Source organism: Mycobacterium kyogaense, from assembly GCF_003254575.1.
Lineage (GTDB): Bacteria > Actinomycetota > Actinomycetes > Mycobacteriales > Mycobacteriaceae > Mycobacterium > Mycobacterium kyogaense.
This window is the reverse complement of sequence record NZ_QJUA01000044.1, coordinates 1-15766: the sequence shown is the minus strand read 5'-3', so window position 1 is coordinate 15766 and position 15766 is coordinate 1. Positions and strand designations below refer to the sequence as shown.

14 protein-coding genes are annotated in these 15766 nt (G+C 68.4%); 3 read left to right on the top strand and 11 right to left on the bottom strand.

Translation table 11 applies throughout. The features are described 5' to 3' along the window. Positions 1-7 precede the first annotated feature (7 nt). From DMB80_RS23235 to DMB80_RS23225, 3 genes are all read right to left on the bottom strand, one after another. Positions 8-799: a crotonase/enoyl-CoA hydratase family protein gene (locus DMB80_RS23235; RefSeq protein ID WP_111512022.1), complete on the bottom strand. Its 792-nt coding sequence runs from the start codon at positions 797-799 to the stop codon at positions 8-10. Next, positions 796-1941 carry a thiolase family protein gene (locus tag DMB80_RS23230; protein ID WP_111512021.1) on the bottom strand — a complete coding sequence of 382 codons (1146 nt, stop codon included), beginning with the start codon at positions 1939-1941 and terminating at the stop codon, positions 796-798. The genes DMB80_RS23235 and DMB80_RS23230 overlap by 4 nt, the downstream gene beginning before the upstream one ends. A 67-nt stretch (positions 1942-2008) precedes the next feature. Beyond that, positions 2009-3313 carry an acetyl-CoA hydrolase/transferase family protein gene (locus tag DMB80_RS23225; RefSeq protein WP_111512020.1) on the bottom strand — a complete coding sequence of 435 codons (1305 nt, stop codon included), beginning with the start codon at positions 3311-3313 and terminating at the stop codon, positions 2009-2011. A gap of 149 nt (positions 3314-3462) precedes the next feature. Here DMB80_RS23225 and DMB80_RS23220 point away from each other — a divergent pair, with 149 nt between their 5' ends. Continuing rightward, the gene (locus DMB80_RS23220; protein WP_046365783.1) at positions 3463-4248 is read left to right on the top strand and encodes a FadR/GntR family transcriptional regulator; all 786 of its coding nucleotides are present in this window, start codon (positions 3463-3465) and stop codon (positions 4246-4248) included. 1 nt (position 4249) lies between these two features. Here the strand turns inward: DMB80_RS23220 and DMB80_RS23215 are convergent, their stop codons facing one another. Continuing rightward, positions 4250-5992, bottom strand: a complete 1743-nt coding sequence (locus DMB80_RS23215) for a DUF3556 domain-containing protein (RefSeq protein ID WP_111512019.1) — start codon at positions 5990-5992, stop codon at positions 4250-4252. A gap of 150 nt (positions 5993-6142) precedes the next feature. Next, complete coding sequence (locus DMB80_RS23210; RefSeq protein ID WP_111512018.1) at positions 6143-7573, bottom strand: carotenoid oxygenase family protein; 1431 nt, start codon at positions 7571-7573, stop codon at positions 6143-6145. A gap of 64 nt (positions 7574-7637) precedes the next feature. On the opposite strand from DMB80_RS23210, the gene DMB80_RS23205 reads away from it, so the two are divergent. Then, complete coding sequence (locus DMB80_RS23205) at positions 7638-8312, top strand: TetR/AcrR family transcriptional regulator (RefSeq protein ID WP_111512017.1); 675 nt, start codon at positions 7638-7640, stop codon at positions 8310-8312. Here the strand turns inward: DMB80_RS23205 and DMB80_RS23200 are convergent. After that, positions 8297-9538 carry a WS/DGAT domain-containing protein gene (locus tag DMB80_RS23200; RefSeq protein ID WP_111512016.1) on the bottom strand — a complete coding sequence of 414 codons (1242 nt, stop codon included), beginning with the start codon at positions 9536-9538 and terminating at the stop codon, positions 8297-8299. The two genes, DMB80_RS23205 and DMB80_RS23200, sit on opposite strands and share 16 nt — an antisense overlap. Before the next feature lie 23 nt (positions 9539-9561). Between DMB80_RS23200 and DMB80_RS23195 the strand changes: the two genes are divergently transcribed. After that, positions 9562-10368: an SDR family NAD(P)-dependent oxidoreductase gene (locus tag DMB80_RS23195; protein ID WP_162938675.1), complete on the top strand. Its 807-nt coding sequence runs from the start codon at positions 9562-9564 to the stop codon at positions 10366-10368. Here DMB80_RS23195 and DMB80_RS23190 read toward each other — a convergent pair whose 3' ends face one another. From DMB80_RS23190 to DMB80_RS23170, 5 genes are read right to left on the bottom strand one after another with little or no spacing between them, the layout of a single operon-like run. After that, positions 10369-10992: a hypothetical protein gene (locus DMB80_RS23190; protein WP_240431353.1), complete on the bottom strand. Its 624-nt coding sequence runs from the start codon at positions 10990-10992 to the stop codon at positions 10369-10371. Then, entirely contained in the window at positions 10989-11630 is a 642-nt protein-coding gene (locus tag DMB80_RS23185) for a tetratricopeptide repeat protein (protein ID WP_111512015.1), read from the bottom strand. Before DMB80_RS23185 ends, DMB80_RS23190 begins: the two co-directional genes overlap by 4 nt. Beyond that, positions 11594-13093, bottom strand: coding sequence for an MCE family protein (locus DMB80_RS23180; protein WP_111512014.1), 1500 nt, complete (start codon positions 13091-13093; stop codon positions 11594-11596). The genes DMB80_RS23185 and DMB80_RS23180 overlap by 37 nt, the downstream gene beginning before the upstream one ends. A gap of 1 nt (position 13094) precedes the next feature. Next, entirely contained in the window at positions 13095-14243 is a 1149-nt protein-coding gene (locus DMB80_RS23175) for a virulence factor Mce family protein (RefSeq protein ID WP_111512013.1), read from the bottom strand. Next, positions 14240-15586 (bottom strand): virulence factor Mce family protein, encoded by a 1347-nt coding sequence (locus DMB80_RS23170; RefSeq protein WP_111512012.1) that lies wholly within the window; start codon positions 15584-15586, stop codon positions 14240-14242. The genes DMB80_RS23175 and DMB80_RS23170 overlap by 4 nt, the downstream gene beginning before the upstream one ends. Positions 15587-15766: the final 180 nt, after the last annotated feature.

Sequence of the window (15766 nt, the reverse complement as noted above, 5' to 3'; positions counted from 1 at the left end):
TGTTCCCTCACTTGGCTTTCCATACTGGCTCCCGCTTCTGAGCGAATGCCAGCGGCCCTTCCCTGGCATCCTCGGAGCTGAAGACGACGGCAATCTCACGTCGCGTGCGCTTCCAGCCGGGTTCGTCGTCGACGACGAGACCGTCATCGGCACCGACGGCCACCCGCTTGCTGGCCTGGACGGCCAGCGGGGCGTTGACCGTGATGCGTTGCGCCAGCGCCAAAGCCGCATCCAATTCGGTGCCGTCCGGTACCACCTCGTTGATCAGGCCCCAGCTCAGTGCTTCTTCCGACGTGATCGGCTCGCCGGTGAACATCATCTGCAGCGCCACTTTTCGCGGAATCTGATCGACGAGGCGAAACACCCCACCAGCCGCCGCGAAGAGACCGCGCTTGACCTCCGGCAGACCGAATTTGGCGCTCTGTCCCGCGACGACGAGATCACTGGCGAGCGCCAGTTCGGTGCCACCCCCGAGAGCTGTGCCGTTGACGGCGGCAATGGTCGGCTTGTCGATGAAGTGGCGGACGTAACCGGCGAAGCCCCACTTCGGCTGCTCCGGGTGACCGATGTCCTCACCGCGCGAAAGCGCCTTGAGATCCGCTCCGGCAGAGAAGGACTTGTCCCCCGAGCCGGTGATCACCACCACCCACACGTCGGGGTCGTTCTGCGCCTCCTCGAGGGCATCACCAAGTGCGATCGACACGGCCGAGTTGATGGCATTGCGCGCCTCAGGCCGGTTGATCGTGATGACCATGACGTTGCCGCGGCGCTCGACCAGCGCGCCCGGCGCCTCGCTCACAGCAGCTCCAGGATGGTGGCGTTGGCCTGGCCGCCGCCCTCGCACATCGTCTGCAAACCGTACTGAATCCCGTTGTCGCGCATGTGGTAGAGCAGCGTGGTCATGATCCGGGCGCCGGAGCCGCCGAGCGGGTGACCCAGCGCGATCGCGCCACCGTTGGGGTTGAGCTTCTTCTCGTCGGCGCCGATGTCCTTGAGCCACGCCATCGGCACCGGTGCGAATGCCTCGTTGACCTCGAACGCACCGATCTGATCGATCGAGAGCCCGGAGCGCTTGAGCGCCTTCTGCGTCGCCGGGATCGGGGCGGTCAGCATGATGACCGGGTCGGCACCCGCCAGCACCGCGGTGTGCACCTTCGCCAGCGGCTTGAGGCCGAGTTCGTTGGCCTTCTCGGCCGACATGAACAGCAGGGCCGCCGAGCCGTCGGAGATCTGAGAGCTGTTGCCGGCGTGAATCACACCGTCTTCACGGAACGCGGGCTTGAGCTGACCCATCTTCTCCAGGGTCGTGCCGCGGCGGATGCCCTCGTCCTTCAGCACAGGGTTGCCGTCCTGGTCTTTGATCGCCACGATCTGATCCTCGAAAGCGCCGGCATCCTGTGCGGCGGCGGCTTTTTCGTGCGAGTCGAGGGAGAACTGGTCGAGATCGGTACGGCTGAGGCCCCACTGCTCGGCGATCATCTCGGCGCCGATGCCCTGGTTCGGGGTCTTGCTGTACCGGTCCTTGAAGCCCGCGGGGTACGGGTTTCCGCCACCGGCCAACGACGAACCCATCGGGGTCCGCGACATCGACTCCACACCGCCGGCGACGACGACGTCGTAATGTCCGGCGACCACACCGGCCGCGGCGAAGTGCACCGACTGCTGGCTCGATCCACACTGACGATCCACGGTCACCCCGGGCACGGACTCCGGCCATCCGGCCGTCAGCAGAGCGGTGCGGGCGATGTCGAGCGCCTGCTCGCCGGCCTGCATGACACAGCCCCAGATGACGTCGTCGACCAGCGCGGGGTCGACCCCGGCCCGCTCGACGAGACCGTTGAGGACCTGCGCGGACAGCTCGGCCGGATGCACTCCGGAGAGTCCGCCGTTGCGCTTGCCGACAGGGGACCGCACAGCTTCGACGATGACGGCTTCTGGCATGGAAAGACACTCCTTCATTGGACGGATTCTTCGAAGTTAAACGACAAGGTTTACTAGGTCAACTTGCTCATGCACGGCGGGCGGCGCGGTCCGCCGCGTCGATCAATTCGTCCCGGAACAGCGGGTGTGCGATAGCGGCCAGCGCATGGCCGCGCTCCCGTACCGTCAGCCCCTCGAGCTCGGCAGCGCCGTACTCGGTGACGATGACGTCGACCTGGTGGCGCGGCGTGGTGACGATCGCGCCGGACGCGAACTGCGCCACGATGCGGGAGTGCGGAACGCCGTCGCGCTCGAACGTGGACGGCAGGCAGATCAGCGACCGGTCGGACAGTTCGAGCCCGACGCCGGCGACGAAGTCCTCGGCGCCACCGATCCCGCTGAACTGTTCGTCGCCGATCGTGTCGGCCACCACCTGGCCGTGCACGTCAACCGCAAGCGCGCCGTTGATCGAGATCATGTCCGCGTTGGCCGCGATCACCTCCGGCGCGTTGACGACCTCGACGGGCAGGAACGCGACCTCGGCGTTGCCGTCCAGCCAGCTGTAGAGGTCCGGCGATCCGAACGCGAACGTCGTGACGCTCACACCGTCGTACTGGCCCTTGCGCGCGTTGGTGACCTTTCCCGCCTCGTGCAGACGCATGCACCCGTCGGTGAACATCTCGCTGTGCAGCCCGAAGTCGCCGGCCTCCCCCTCGGCGAGCAGGGCGGCGATCTGGCTCGGGATAGCGCCGATCCCGGTCTGCAGCGTGGCCCCGGAGGGGATGAATCCGACGACGTGCCGGGCGATCGCGGCGTCGGTTTCGGTGGGCGCCGCGCTCGGCAGCGAGAGCGGCGGCTCCGTCGACGGGATCAGCACGTCGATCTCGTCGACGTGCAGCGCGTGGCGATGTCGCTCACCCCACCCCCCGGTGCGCGGGAACCCCTCGGACGCCTCGACGACCAGCAGCCGGTCCGGATCGGAGCCGGCCCGGTGCAGTTCGGCGACGGTGGCACCGGCGTGCAACGACAGCGAGCACCAACCGTCGGCATCCGGCGGCGTCGCGACCGTGGCCATCACGCGGGGCCGCTGCCGGTGCAGCAGCGGCCCGAAACGCCGGAAGTCGGCCGGCATGAAGTCGACGTCGGCGCCGGAGTCGCGCAACGCGCGTTCGAGCGGACCGTAGAAACCCGACAGGTAGCGGACCCCCGGGCGGGAGAAGAGTTCGGTGCCGACCGCCAGCAGCGCCCCGTACACGTGCAGCGCCGTCCAGTCCGTGCGGGCGCCGAGCGCTCGCAGGAAGGCCGGCGGCTGCCCCGGTCCGAGCGGGATGCCCAACGTGTCGGCGGGGCGCAGCCGCTGCGCGGCCCGCTCGGCGGTCAATTCCTCCGGCATGCCGCTACCCTGCCATGCAGGTCATCGCGTCCGACGGACAAACACCGGTCGATTCCGACACCGGCAACATCGCCCTCACATGGTTTACTGAGTTGCACAGCTCGCCGCACAACGCGGCGGCAGGACCCTGTTCAGATCGTGGAGACATCGTGACGCGAAGCACCCGGTTGGCGCCGATGATCGACGCGACCGGCGCGCGGCCTGGGGTGCGGTCACCGAAGACCGCCGAGCTGGTCGCGGGCACGCTGCGTCGCATGGTGGTCGACGGGCAGCTGACCGACGGGGATTTCCTGCCCAACGAAGCCGAGTTGATGGCCCACTTCGGGGTCAGCCGGCCGACACTGCGCGAAGCCGTCCGCGTGCTGGAGTCCGAGCGGCTCGTCGAAGTGCGGCGAGGATCGCGCACCGGGGCACGCGTGCGGGTGCCCGGGCCCGAGGTGGTGGCCCGGCCGGCCGGGCTGCTACTCGAACTCTCCGGCGCCACGATCGCCGATCTGCTCACCGCGAAAGCCGGCATCGAACCGCTCGCGGCACGTCTGCTGGCCGAATCCGGCTCGGCCGAGGCCTTCGCCGAACTCGACGCACTGCTCGAGGATCTGGTGGCCCAGGGCTGCGAGTCCGACCGGCTGGCCGAGAACACCGGCACCTTTCATCTTCGGGTGGTGCAGCTCTCGGGCAACACGACGCTGTCCATCGTCGCGGGCATGCTGCACGAGATCACGGTGCGGCACACGGCCTTCGTGTTCAACGAGCGCAGGCCCGTGTCGAAAGCCGACTACGACAAGCTGATTCGCTCCTACCGCAAGTTGATGACCTACCTGCGGGCCGGCGACGCCGCGGGCGCCGAGCAGCACTGGCGCAAGCACCTCGACGTATCGCGGGAGCTGCTGCTGACCGGTCTGGAGAGTGTGCCGATCCGCGACGTGATGGGCTGACTCAAGCCGTTTCGGACATGTCCTTACGCCACGTGACGTGTACCGGCACGGTGTCGTCCCACGGCTGCCGGGTCACCATGTCGGCGACCAGGATGTACCCCCGCTCGAACTCACCCGTCGCGGCGTCGACCAGCCGGTACTCCTGACGCTGCCGGTGGATCGGCTGCGCGTCGAGCAGCAGCACGCGCACCTCCCCCGGCTCGAAGTGACAGCGCTTCTGCAGCGCGGCGATCAGCTGCTCGTTGTGCATGTGGCCGTCGCCGAAGTTCCACCCGATCGCGGTGCTGCAGATGCGTTCTCCGTCGGTCAGCACGTAGTCGGCTTCGTCGTGTCCGGCCATCAGCCGGTGCGCGAGGGTGAACATCGCGCGGCCATGGGTGTTGAACGAGCGGAAGGCGTACCCCATGTACTGGTACATCTCGGCGGTCTCGCGGCTGCCGTAGAACTTCTCCATCTGCGCCGCGGGCATGCTCGCGATCGCGACAACGCCGGCGGCGATCTTGGCGTCGGCCGAGGGCTTGACGCACCACAGCGACGTGTCCCAGTTGCCCGCGTAGTAGCGCATGCCGGGCAGGAAGGACACCTTGCGCGGGAACAGGTTTCCGATCGCGACGGTGCCCGCGGACACCGCGAAGAGCACCAGCGGCCACGGACTCTGCAGATCGCCCAGCCCGATACCGGCGTTGCCGACGAACAACGCCAGCACCGAGAACATCATGAAGACGTTCCACTCCAGCGGCACCCCCATCGGGATCGCCGACAGGATGCCGAAGTGGAAGCACAGCATCACGAACGCCGCGATCGCGGTGACCCAGCCGCCGTGGGAGAAGAACAGCACCAGCGGCACGAGCATCTCGATGGCCGTCGAGACGTGCGCCAGCACGCGCGATGCCCGACCGGGCCGCAGGTCGTCCGGGAAGTGCTCGAAGAACTTGCGTTTGATCCAGCGTGGGCGGATCACCGGGTTGTTGCTCATCATCGTCGAGATGACGAAGGGGAAGTGCTTGTTGAGCTTCGACGTCGCCGCGCCCATCCAGATGACCAGACACACCAGCTTGGCCGCGATCACGATGTCGGCGCCGGTGAACAGGAAGCACACGGCCAGTGCCCCGTAGACCTCGCCGCGCGCGGCCAGGAACAGCACCTTGTCGCGCAGCCCGGCGAGGGCGAGCAGCGCCAGGATGGCCGCGGTCTGCCAGACCGGCAGCACCCCGATCTGCGAGCCGAGCTCCGGGATGGGTCCGGTGCCGTCAGAAAACAGCGCAACCAGCAGCATCACCAGCAGGGCGCCGTAGAGCACCACGTCGACCGGCGTGCGGGCATCCCCGCGGGTCAGCGGGATCCGGTTCGGCCACGGTGGTAGCCGAATGGTGCTGGGCCGCAACCAGTACAGGATCGAGCCCATCGGCGGGAAGAACCGGTTGTTCAGCGGTCCGAAGCCGCAGCCCAACCCGATGATCTCGAACAGCATCGTGTAGAAGACGACCTTCTGGTACACGATCGGCTCGTGGTACCAGGCCGCGACATCGGTGAACCCGTCGATGCCCGTGGTGGTCAGAACCACCAACCACGCGACGAGCACGTAGAGCAGGATCTTGACGACGTAGAACAGGTGCATCACCACCGGCGTGCCGAAGCCCACCTCGGCCCAGTGTCTGGCCATCGGGACGATCCGCTCCGCGCGGGTTCCCTTGCTCCATTCGGCGTAGTCGACGACGGGTGCGTCTTGCTTGAGAAACCCCATGGCTCCCCAGACTAGAACGTGTTCCAGTTCTTGTGGCCGCGAACAGACACAAACTCGCGTGGAATTGCGGCGTGTCGCGCGAGTATGCGTCTGCTCGCGGGGGTCAGGTGACCCTAGGGGTCAGGTGACCCTAGGGATCAGTGACTCAGATCAGGCAGGCACCCAGTTGCCGTGGAAGCCGGCGGGCACGCGGTGCGGCAGCTTGATCGCGGCCACATCGTCGAGGGTCTGCGCGTCGAGGATCACCAGCTCGCTGGAATCGGTGGCCCGGTCGTACACGTAACCCATCAGCACGCCGCCGTCCTCGTCGGCATCGGCGGCGTTGGGTTCGAACACGAACTCGCCGACGGCCTTCCCGGCCCCGAACGAGCGCGCCGCCGAATTGTGGCCCACCAGATCGTGTTTGAACAACGTTTCCTCCCCCTCAGCAGAGAAGCCGGGCGCATACCCGTAGCGGTGCCGCTTGCCGACGAGCCTCTCATCGACGCGGGGGAATTCCTGCGGGCGGTCGTCGATGCGTGACTCCCGGACCTTGCCGTCGGCCAGATCGACCGTCCAGCGTTCGAGTGTCGGCAGCCCGTCGTTGGGGCCGAGATGGTCGGTGGCGAACATCTTCGGGTGGCGAACGACGTCGAGCACGACGGTGTCGCCCGAGTCGTAGGCGTTCATCGGGTGGAAGACATAGCAGGGCTCGACGTCGAACCAGCGGACGTCGGCGTTGCCGCCCTCGCGCGGCATCACGCCGACCCGTGCGGGATAGCGCGGGTTCCACGAGTACGGGAAGCGACGGTCGGCGCTCGGCGCGGCCGGCATGCGTGCGGCCACCGGGTCGGGGATGCGCACCCGACCGAGAAGAGCCGACATCATCAACCGGGCCGGCAGGCGCAGTGCCCGCGGCACGGTCATCTCCACGGCCTGCTCGACGTCGAACGTGACGGGCAGGTCGTAGAACACCACATACCGCTCGGTGAGCGAGAAGTCGTGCATCATCGGACTTCCCGTGACCTCGATGTCCACGGTGCGGCGGGCGCGACCGTCGACTCCGATCACGGAGTACTGCACGGTGTTCTTCTGGCCGAGGCGGTAGGACACCGCGTGCAGTTCCCCGGTCTCGGGGTCGCGCTTGGGGTGCGCGGTGTAGCCGCCGCGCACCGTGCCGTCGAAATCGCAGACCCCGACGGTGTCGAGTTCGTCGGTGAGTTCGTAGGCCGCGACGCCCGACTCGATGAGGGCCAGCGTCTTGCCGGCGTGGCCGATCACGTTGGTGTTCGCGCCGATCGGCGACACCGTGTACCGCTGATCGGGCACTGTCTCGCCGAGTGCACGCGCCGTGCCCGGCCCGCGGACGAAGCGGTTGCGGTACCACTCGGCGCGGCCGTCACGCAGCCGGATGCCGTGCACCATGCCGTCGCCGACGAACCAGTGGTACAGCTTCGGATCGATCTCGCCGATCGGGTTGGGCCCGTTGCGCAGATACCGACCATCGAGGTGCTCGGGGATCGACCCGGTGACCTCCAGGTCGGTGAGCGTGACTTCCTCCGACAGCGGCGCGTAGACGCCTTCGAGGTAGCGATTTCCCATGTCCGCCTCCTATAACAGCGTTATCGTGCGTCTTGTATAACACCGTTATGGCACGATGGCAACCATGAGCTCGATGCCGGAAGCCCTGATCGACGCCGGGGTGCGCCTCCTCGAACGCGACGGCGTGGCCGCGTTGCGCGCACGTGCAGTGGCAACCGAAGCGGGAACGTCGACGATGGCGCTGTACACGCACTTCGGCGGTATGACGGGGCTTCTCGATGCGATCGCTCGGGAGGTCTTCGACAGGTTCACCGCCGTGCTCACCGAAGTGCCGCTGACCGACGATCCCGTGGCCGACTTCCTGGCCATGGGGTTGGCCTATCACCGCTTCGCGATGGCCAACCCCCAGCGCTATCAGCTGATGTTCGGCACGTCCGCCCCGGCGTCCATCGCCCAGCACCGGTCGGATCTGACGACGACCGGCAACGCCACCGATCGCGCCGAATGGGCGGCCTCGTTCGGCGCGCTCCGCAACGCCGTGCACCGGATGATGGCCGCCGGACGTATCCGACCCGACGACGAGAGTTCCGTGGCTGCTCGACTGTGGAGCCTCAACCATGGCGCGGTGATGCTCGAGACCGCCGGCTTCTTCGGCCACGAGGGCCACGGTCTGACACAGGTTCTGGGGCCCCTCATCATCGACGCGCTGGTCGGGATGGGCGATGATCGCGAGACCGCGCAGCAGTCGTTGCGGGCGGTCGCGGAGAGAAGCGAGCCTGCCGCTCAACCGAGTTCGTGAACGAGCCGCTCGGTGTAGGCGTCGATGTCGCCGATCGCCGACTCGGCGGCGTAAAGACTGATCGCGACGGTGTCGCCGATGCCGTGCACCCCGTGCGTGAGACCCATCATCGGCGACAGTGCGGGAAAGCCCGCGGTGAGCACAACAGGCGCGGCACCGAAGGAGAGGTCCGCCCGCCCCCTGTTCACGCTGGAGACGACGGTGTTGCCGGCGACCGTCGGTGAGCGTTGCGCCGGGTCGAACTGCCCCATCCCCCACCGCAGCAGCGCGGCCGGGATGGCGGCGAAGGACGTATCTTGCGCGGCCATCGCCGGATGCGACACCCGCCGGCGGCGCCGGAGCAGGTCCTGGACGATCGCCTGCGCCCGCTGCCGATGCGGCAGCTGCGGGTAGAGCCCGACGCCGACGTTGCCGAAGTGGTTGTTGGCCCGACGCACACCGGGTTTCGCCATCGGAATCTCCGCACCGAGCCGCTCCGGATCGTCGCCGGACGCCCGCAGGTGCGCGGACAGGGCTGCCGAGATCGCGGAGAGCGCGGCGACGGTGACCGTCGGACCGGCCAGCTCATCGCGACGGCGGACGACGGTGCGGACGTGGACCGCGCCAACCGGCGCGGTGTTGCTGCGCAACGCCGGGCACGACACCGCCGGCGCCGGAACGAGTCCCGCGTCGGTGTCCCGGACGAGTCGGCGATGCGCACGGGCAGCGGCCGCCGACCGATACACGAAGCCGTGGGTCGGCAACGGCCTCACCGCCTCCAGGGCCCCCGCGCGCCCGAAGAGCCGAGCCGCCAAAGCCGACGCTCGCCCGCCGTCGGCCAGGGAATGCGAAATCTGCAGCACCGCAATTGATCCCGCACCGACACCAGGGAGCGCGTCGACGTCGGGAAAGACGTGCAGCCGCCACGGGTGGACATGGGCATCGACCTGATCACCGGCCAGCGCGGCCACCGTCGCGAGCGCACCCGCCCACGTGGTCGCGTCGTGCACCACGAACTGGTCGGCACCCACGTCGCATCGCTGCCACACCGGGTAGCGCCACGGGCCGCGATCGCGAACCCTGACCCTCAGCTCGGCACAGCGGGAGGCAGCGTCACGGACCCCCGCGAGCGCCGCCGCGGCGTCGACCGGTGCGCCGAAACCGTAGAGCAGGAACTGGTCGTTCGGGGTCGCCGCCGACAGCAGGAGCATCTGCGCGTCGACAGCGGTGAGTCGGCGCGACGTCATGACGCCAAGGCTAGGCTGACGCCATGACGCTGCTGCCACCTGTCTCGGAGACCGGGGCGGTGCTCGTCACCGGCGCATCGTCGGGCATCGGCGAACAGATCGCCCGCGAGTTCGCCGCCCGCGGCTACCCGGTGGTGCTGGTGGCCCGGCGTGCCGACAAACTGACCGCGCTGGCGCAGTCCCTCGACTCCCGCGCCTATGTGCTTCCCGTCGACCTGGCTGATCCGGCGCAGCGGGCCACGCTGCCCGATCAGGTGGCCGCACTCGGGGTGACCGTCGAGATACTCGTCAACAACGCCGGCATGTCGAACCTGGGACCGGTCGCGCGGGTGAGTGTGTCCGACGAACTGCGACTGATCGAGCTCGACGTCGCGGCGGTGGTGGATCTGAGTGCGCGATTCGTGCCCGCGATGGTGGCACGCGGGCGCGGCGCGGTGCTCAACGTCGCCTCGGTCGGCGCGTTCGGGCCGGTGCCGTTCCAGGCCTCCTATGGGGCGGCCAAAGCGTTCGTGCTGTCCTACACCGAAGCCCTGCGTGAGGAACTGCGGGACAGCGGCGTGACCGCGGCCGTGGTGTGCCCCGGGCCCGTACGCACCGAGTTCGGCGCTACCGCGGGCATTCCCGACGAGGAGGCAGAGAAGATGCTGCCGCCGTTCCTGTGGGAGCAGGCCGATGCGGTGGCGCGCACAGCGATCGACGGCCTCGACAAGGGGCGCGGCGTGATCGTTCCCGGCGTGCCCAACAGGGCGGCTGCGCTGCTCTATCGCTATGCACCGCACCGGCTGCTGCTGCCCTTGCTGGGCCGCAGCCACCCCGGTCGCAGGACGTGATCAGACCGGGTCGAACTCCGAGATCAGCCAGCGGTCACCAACCTTCTCGAGCGTGACACGCACGCTCGAGTTCGTGTCGGTCGGAGCGTCGTTGCCGACGGTGACGGTCTGATTGACGAACACCAGCACGACAGCCTTCTCGGGCGTGGCGGACACCGACGCCGCGGCGGGCACGGACGCCACGGCAGCGATCTGCTTCTGCTTGGCGCCCGGGATCACGACGTCATTGGTCAGCGACGTGTACGAGTCGCGGAACTGGCCGGTGAGCAGATCACGCGCGGCGCCGAGCTGCTGCTCGACCTTGTCGGGCGTGTAGGACAGCAACGCGACTGTGCCGTCCCGCGCCGCCTGCATCGACGTCGCCGCGGCGACCTCACCGTTGCGCACGCCGTTGTCCTGCCACTTCAGGTAGCCCGCACCCAGGGCGAGGAGCAGCGCCAGCGCCGGCAGCACCGCGAATGCGACGACCCGCGACCAGGTCGGCCGACGCCGCGTCGCCGGGGCGGCCGCGCCGCTCTGGTCCTCGATCGGTGGGGCCTCCTGTGCCGTCGACGTCTCGTCGACCGTCTCGTCGGCGGTCTCGGCGGTCACCTCGGTCACCTCGGTGCTCTTCTCGTCGGTCACGGCACGAACTCCACGTTGGACACCTTGGCCTCGTCGCCGATCTTCTCCACCGAGATCCGCATCCGCCAGGCTCGCGGCTGTTGTTCGGGGGCCCCGGCATTCGTCGTCTTGACGTTCACCGCGACCAGCACCTCGGCCTCGTTGTCCGTCGAGGACTCCAGGCCCGCTTCGGCGATGGTCCCCTCGGACTTCGATTTCGCCTGCTTCACGACATCGGCGAACGCCTGGGCTCGCTTCTGGAAGTCGTCATAGAACGTGCCTGTCGCCGAGTCCAGGATGCGCTGCACGTCGGCGTCGGCCTCCTGCCAGTCGATCGTGGTCAAGTTCAACGCACCCTGGCGGCCCACCTGCAGGAACAATTCGTGAGCCTGCTCGGCCCGCTGCGACTCCCAGGTCCGGAATCCCAGCCAGCCCGTCAGACCCGCGAGCGCCACGACGCCGGCCAGTCCCCCGACGAGCGCGATCTTCACCGAGGACCACGGTTCGCGCGGCGGCCGCGCGTCGGCGTTCTCGTCGGTGTCGGCACCGTCGGTGTCGGCGCTGTCGGTGTCAGCGCTGTCGGTGTCTGTCGGTTCGACGCTGGTGTCCGGTGCTGTCTCCGTCACTTCCCCTTCGGGGGGAGGAGCATCGTCTGCCATGTCTTCTCCTCTGCGGCACCGTTGGCCAGATTGGACTGTGTGTAGACACGTCCGTCCGGTCCGACGTACGTGCCGCTTGCCGGATCGTATTCGGCGGCCGCGATCGGCGGGGGCGCGGGTTGCGCTGGAGCAGCTCCGGTGGGTGGGATGTCCGGCGGAATGTCGGGCACGGCCTGCCCGGACGCCGTGGCGTTCGGGTCGCCTTTCCAGTTGTATCCGTCGTTGAGCGGCACGTACACCTCGTCGCTCTCACATTCCTGCCACGTCGGCGCCCGCTTGCCGGGCCTCTCGACGCACGGCAGGTTGCGGGCGCCGCGCACGTTGAACGGCGCGTCCTGCGGCACCCTGCAGTAGACGTTGCCCGGCGGACGGTCCGGATAGTCCTCGAACGTCGGCACCCGCCGCTGCTGCGCGGGCAAGAAGCCCGTGGTGCACGGTGGCGGCAACGCCTGCGGGGGCAGCGGGATCGGCGCCGGGAAGGCCGGGATCGCGAGGTTGAGGTTGAAGTTCAGCGCATCACCCATGTAGTCCTGCTTGGTGTTGCGCTTGTGCACGCCGACGGCCTGGGTGACCGCGGTGCCCTGCGGCAGCAGCACCAGCAGCTGCTCGAGGCTGGGCTGGTAGGTGACCAGCACCTCGCCCACGCTGGCGAGATTGGCCAGCACGATCGGCAGCGTGGGTCGCAGCCGGTCGAACAGCGCCCGCACCTCTTCGGCGGCACCCGGGCCCTTGTCGAGGATGCCGCCCACCGCCTGGTCCTGCCGCTGCAGTTGACCGGTGACCGTCGCCAGGTTCGACGCCCAGGCCCGGATGGAGTCCCCGGTCTCGATCTGGCTGTCCAGCACCGGCTGCGACTGATCCACGACGGTGATCAGCGAGTCGAGATTCGCGCGGGCGTCGATGGCCAGTGTCGAGCTGCCGCTGACCAGACGGCGCAACTCCGGACCCAGGCCGCCGACGGCGGTGTACGCCTCGTCGACCACGGTCTGCAGGTTCTCCTGCGGTATCGCTTGCAACCCTCGATTGGTGGCGTCCAGGACGGTGTTCGTGTCGGTCGGCACCGTCGTGCGGTCCTCGGGAATGACGTCGCCGTTGCGCAGCATCGGGCCGCCCGCGCTGCGCGGTAACAGCTGGACGAACTGCTCACCCACCGCGGACACACTGTGCACTTCGGCCTCGACGTCGGCGGGGATCGGGACGTCGGAGTTCAGCGTCAACACCGCGGACACCCCGGTGTCGGTCAGCGCGATGCTCTTGACCTCGCCGACCTCGACGCCGCGGTAGGTGACGTTGCCGCGCGGGTACAGGCCGCCGCTTTCGGCCAGCTTCATCGTGACCTGGTACTGCCCGACGCCGAAGAACGCCGGCAACCGCATGTAACCGAAGACCATGATCGTCAGCGCGATCGTCGCGATGAGCGCGAAGATCGCCATCTGCAGGAGTATTCGCCGCGTCAGCCGCATGTCAGCGCCCCTGGTCGAATCGGTACGGGGCCACCAGCGGGTTGCCCGCGGTGCCGGGACCACCTGCATTGCAGGGGCTCGGGAACTGACCGATGGTCCGGCCCCACTGCAGCTCCAGCCACGTCAGGTCGCACTCCCACCGCGAGCCGGTGAAGATGCCCTGATCGATGCGGCTCAGCGTCAGATCGAGGACCAGCGTCAGATTGGCGTAGTCACCGCGAATCCAGTTGGTCAGCGTTTCCTTCGGGAACGGGAACGTGGGCAGGAAGCTGAGCGCACGGGTCAGCGCCGGTCCGGCATTGGCCAGCTGCTCCACCGTCGGACCGAGATCGCGGAGCTCGGCGACGAGGGCCTCCTTGGTCTGATTGACCGAATCTGCGGCCAGTGCACTGAATCTGCCGAGCTGCGTCAGCGCCTCGGCCAGGTTCTTGCGTTGGTCCTTGAGCACCGACAGAGCGTCGGGAATCGTCTTGAGCGCCTTGTCCACGACCGGTTTCTGGTCGGCGAACTGCCCGACCAGGTTGTTGAGGCTGTCGGCGGCGTCGATGATGTCCTGCTTCTGGTCGTCGAGGTAGCCGATCGCGAGGTCGAGTTGCTCGATCAGGCTGCGCAGGTCACCTTCCCGCCCGGCGAACGCGACGCTCAAGGCCTCGGTGATGTCCTGGATGTCCCCGATACCGCCCCCGTTGAGCAGCATCGCCACCGCGGCCAGTGCCTGCTCGGTGGTCGGGAACGCCTTCGACGACGACAGCGGGATCAGCGACCCCTGGTGCAGTCGGCCCGCCGGGGCGACGTCGGTGGGCGGGGCCAGCTCGATGTGCTGAGACCCCAGCAGGCTGGTCTGCCCCAGGGTCGCGGTGGCGTTGGCGGGGAGCACGACGTTGCCGTTGAGTTCCATCGTCACCAGGGCGTGCCAGCCCTGGCGCTCGATCTTGCGGACGTGGCCGACGTTGACATCACCGACGCGCACGCGGGAGTTCGGTTCGATCGCGTTGACGTCGGGCATCTGCGCCTCGATGGTGAACGCCCCCGGCCCGGTGCCTTCGACGCCGGGCAGCGGAACCGAGTTCAGGCCACGCCACTCCGAGCAACCCGACAGCAGTCCGACCGAGACGACCGCGACGGCGGCGGCGCGCACCGCGGGCCTCACGGCGTCCCTCCCGGGGGCACCATCATGCCCTGCAGGCCGGCGGCCGGGTCGGGCGTGGTCGGAATCGCCTCGGCGGGCAGCAGCGGGCCCATCGACGGGGGCAGCGGCGCCCCCTCGGTGGGCGCTTGTGCCGGGCCGGGACCCGGCCCCTGAGCGACGGACGGTGCCGAGGGGCCTTGCGGCGGAACATAATCGGGCCGCAACCAGTCCTCGCTGTAGGTCAGCTCGTTGGGCCGGGTGCTGGCACCGACGAACACGTTCTGCGCGACGGGCAGGAAGTTGTACTGCCGGTTCTTGATGATGGGCGCCAGGTACTGCACGCACAGCTTCGCCGACTCCTCGGCGCCCAGCCGGGAGGCCGCCTGGATGGCGCCGCACAGGAACGAGATCGGATCGGAGAAGTTGTTGATCATCGGGACGCTGCTGACCGCCCCCTGGGCCGGCTGCCAGATGTTCACGTAGTTCTGCAGCGTGTTCGGGCCGACGTGCAGGAACTGCTTGAGATCACCGAGGCTGTCGGTCAGCGCCTGGGTGACCCCGGCGAGCTTGTCGGAGGTGGTGCCCAGCGATTCGCGATTCTCGGCCACGAACGTCTGCACCTCGCCCACCACGGCATTGAGATCGCGGACGGCGTTGGCCACCTCGTCGGGATCGTCGGCGAGGAGTCCGGTCACGCTGGCGAGATTCTGGTTGAGCTGGCGCATCACGTCGGTGCTGTCCTGCAGCGCCGACACCAGGATGGCCAGGTTCTTGACGGTGGAGAAGACGTTGGTGCTCTTGTCGCCCAGCGCTGAAATGGCTTGCGACAGTTTGATGACGGCGTCGCGGATGTTGGCGCCCTGGCCCCGCAGATTGTCGGCGGTGGTGTTGATCGCCGAGCCCAGTGGGCTCACACCGCCGGGCTCGGTCGGCTGCAGGCTGTCGGCCAGCTTGGCCAGTTGTTCGCGGACCTGATCCCACTCCACAGGCACTGCGGTGCGTTCCCGCGGGATCACCGCGTCATCGCGCAGGACGGGCCCGTCGGTGTAGGCGGGCGTGAGCTGGATGCTGCGCGCCGTCACCAGAGTCGGCGACAGGATCGCCGCCTTGACGTCGGCAGGCACCTTGTACTTGCTGTCGTACCAGAAGCTGACCTTCACCGACTCGGGCTGCGGCTCGATCGATTCGATCCTGCCGACGGGCACCCCGACGATGCTGACGTAGTCGCCGGCATAGATGCCGTTGGTGTTCTCGAAGTAGGCGACCGCGTGGGTGCGGTCGATCCGATCGGTGGTGCGAAGCAGCACGACGACACCGCCGGCGAGGATCACCACCAGCGCGGCGATGAGGAAGGTCCGCGGCATACGCGTCACTGGCCTCCTCCATCTGCGGGTGTGACGGGCGGGATGCCGCCGGGCGCCGGCACGTACTGCGGCAGAGGTGTCGGCCCGGGGGTCGATTGCAGGTTCGGCGGGGCCTCGGCGGGCGGGCCGGGCGGCCGGCCGCCCGGCGGCGGCGCCGGCAACGGCTCACGGTCGGGGTAG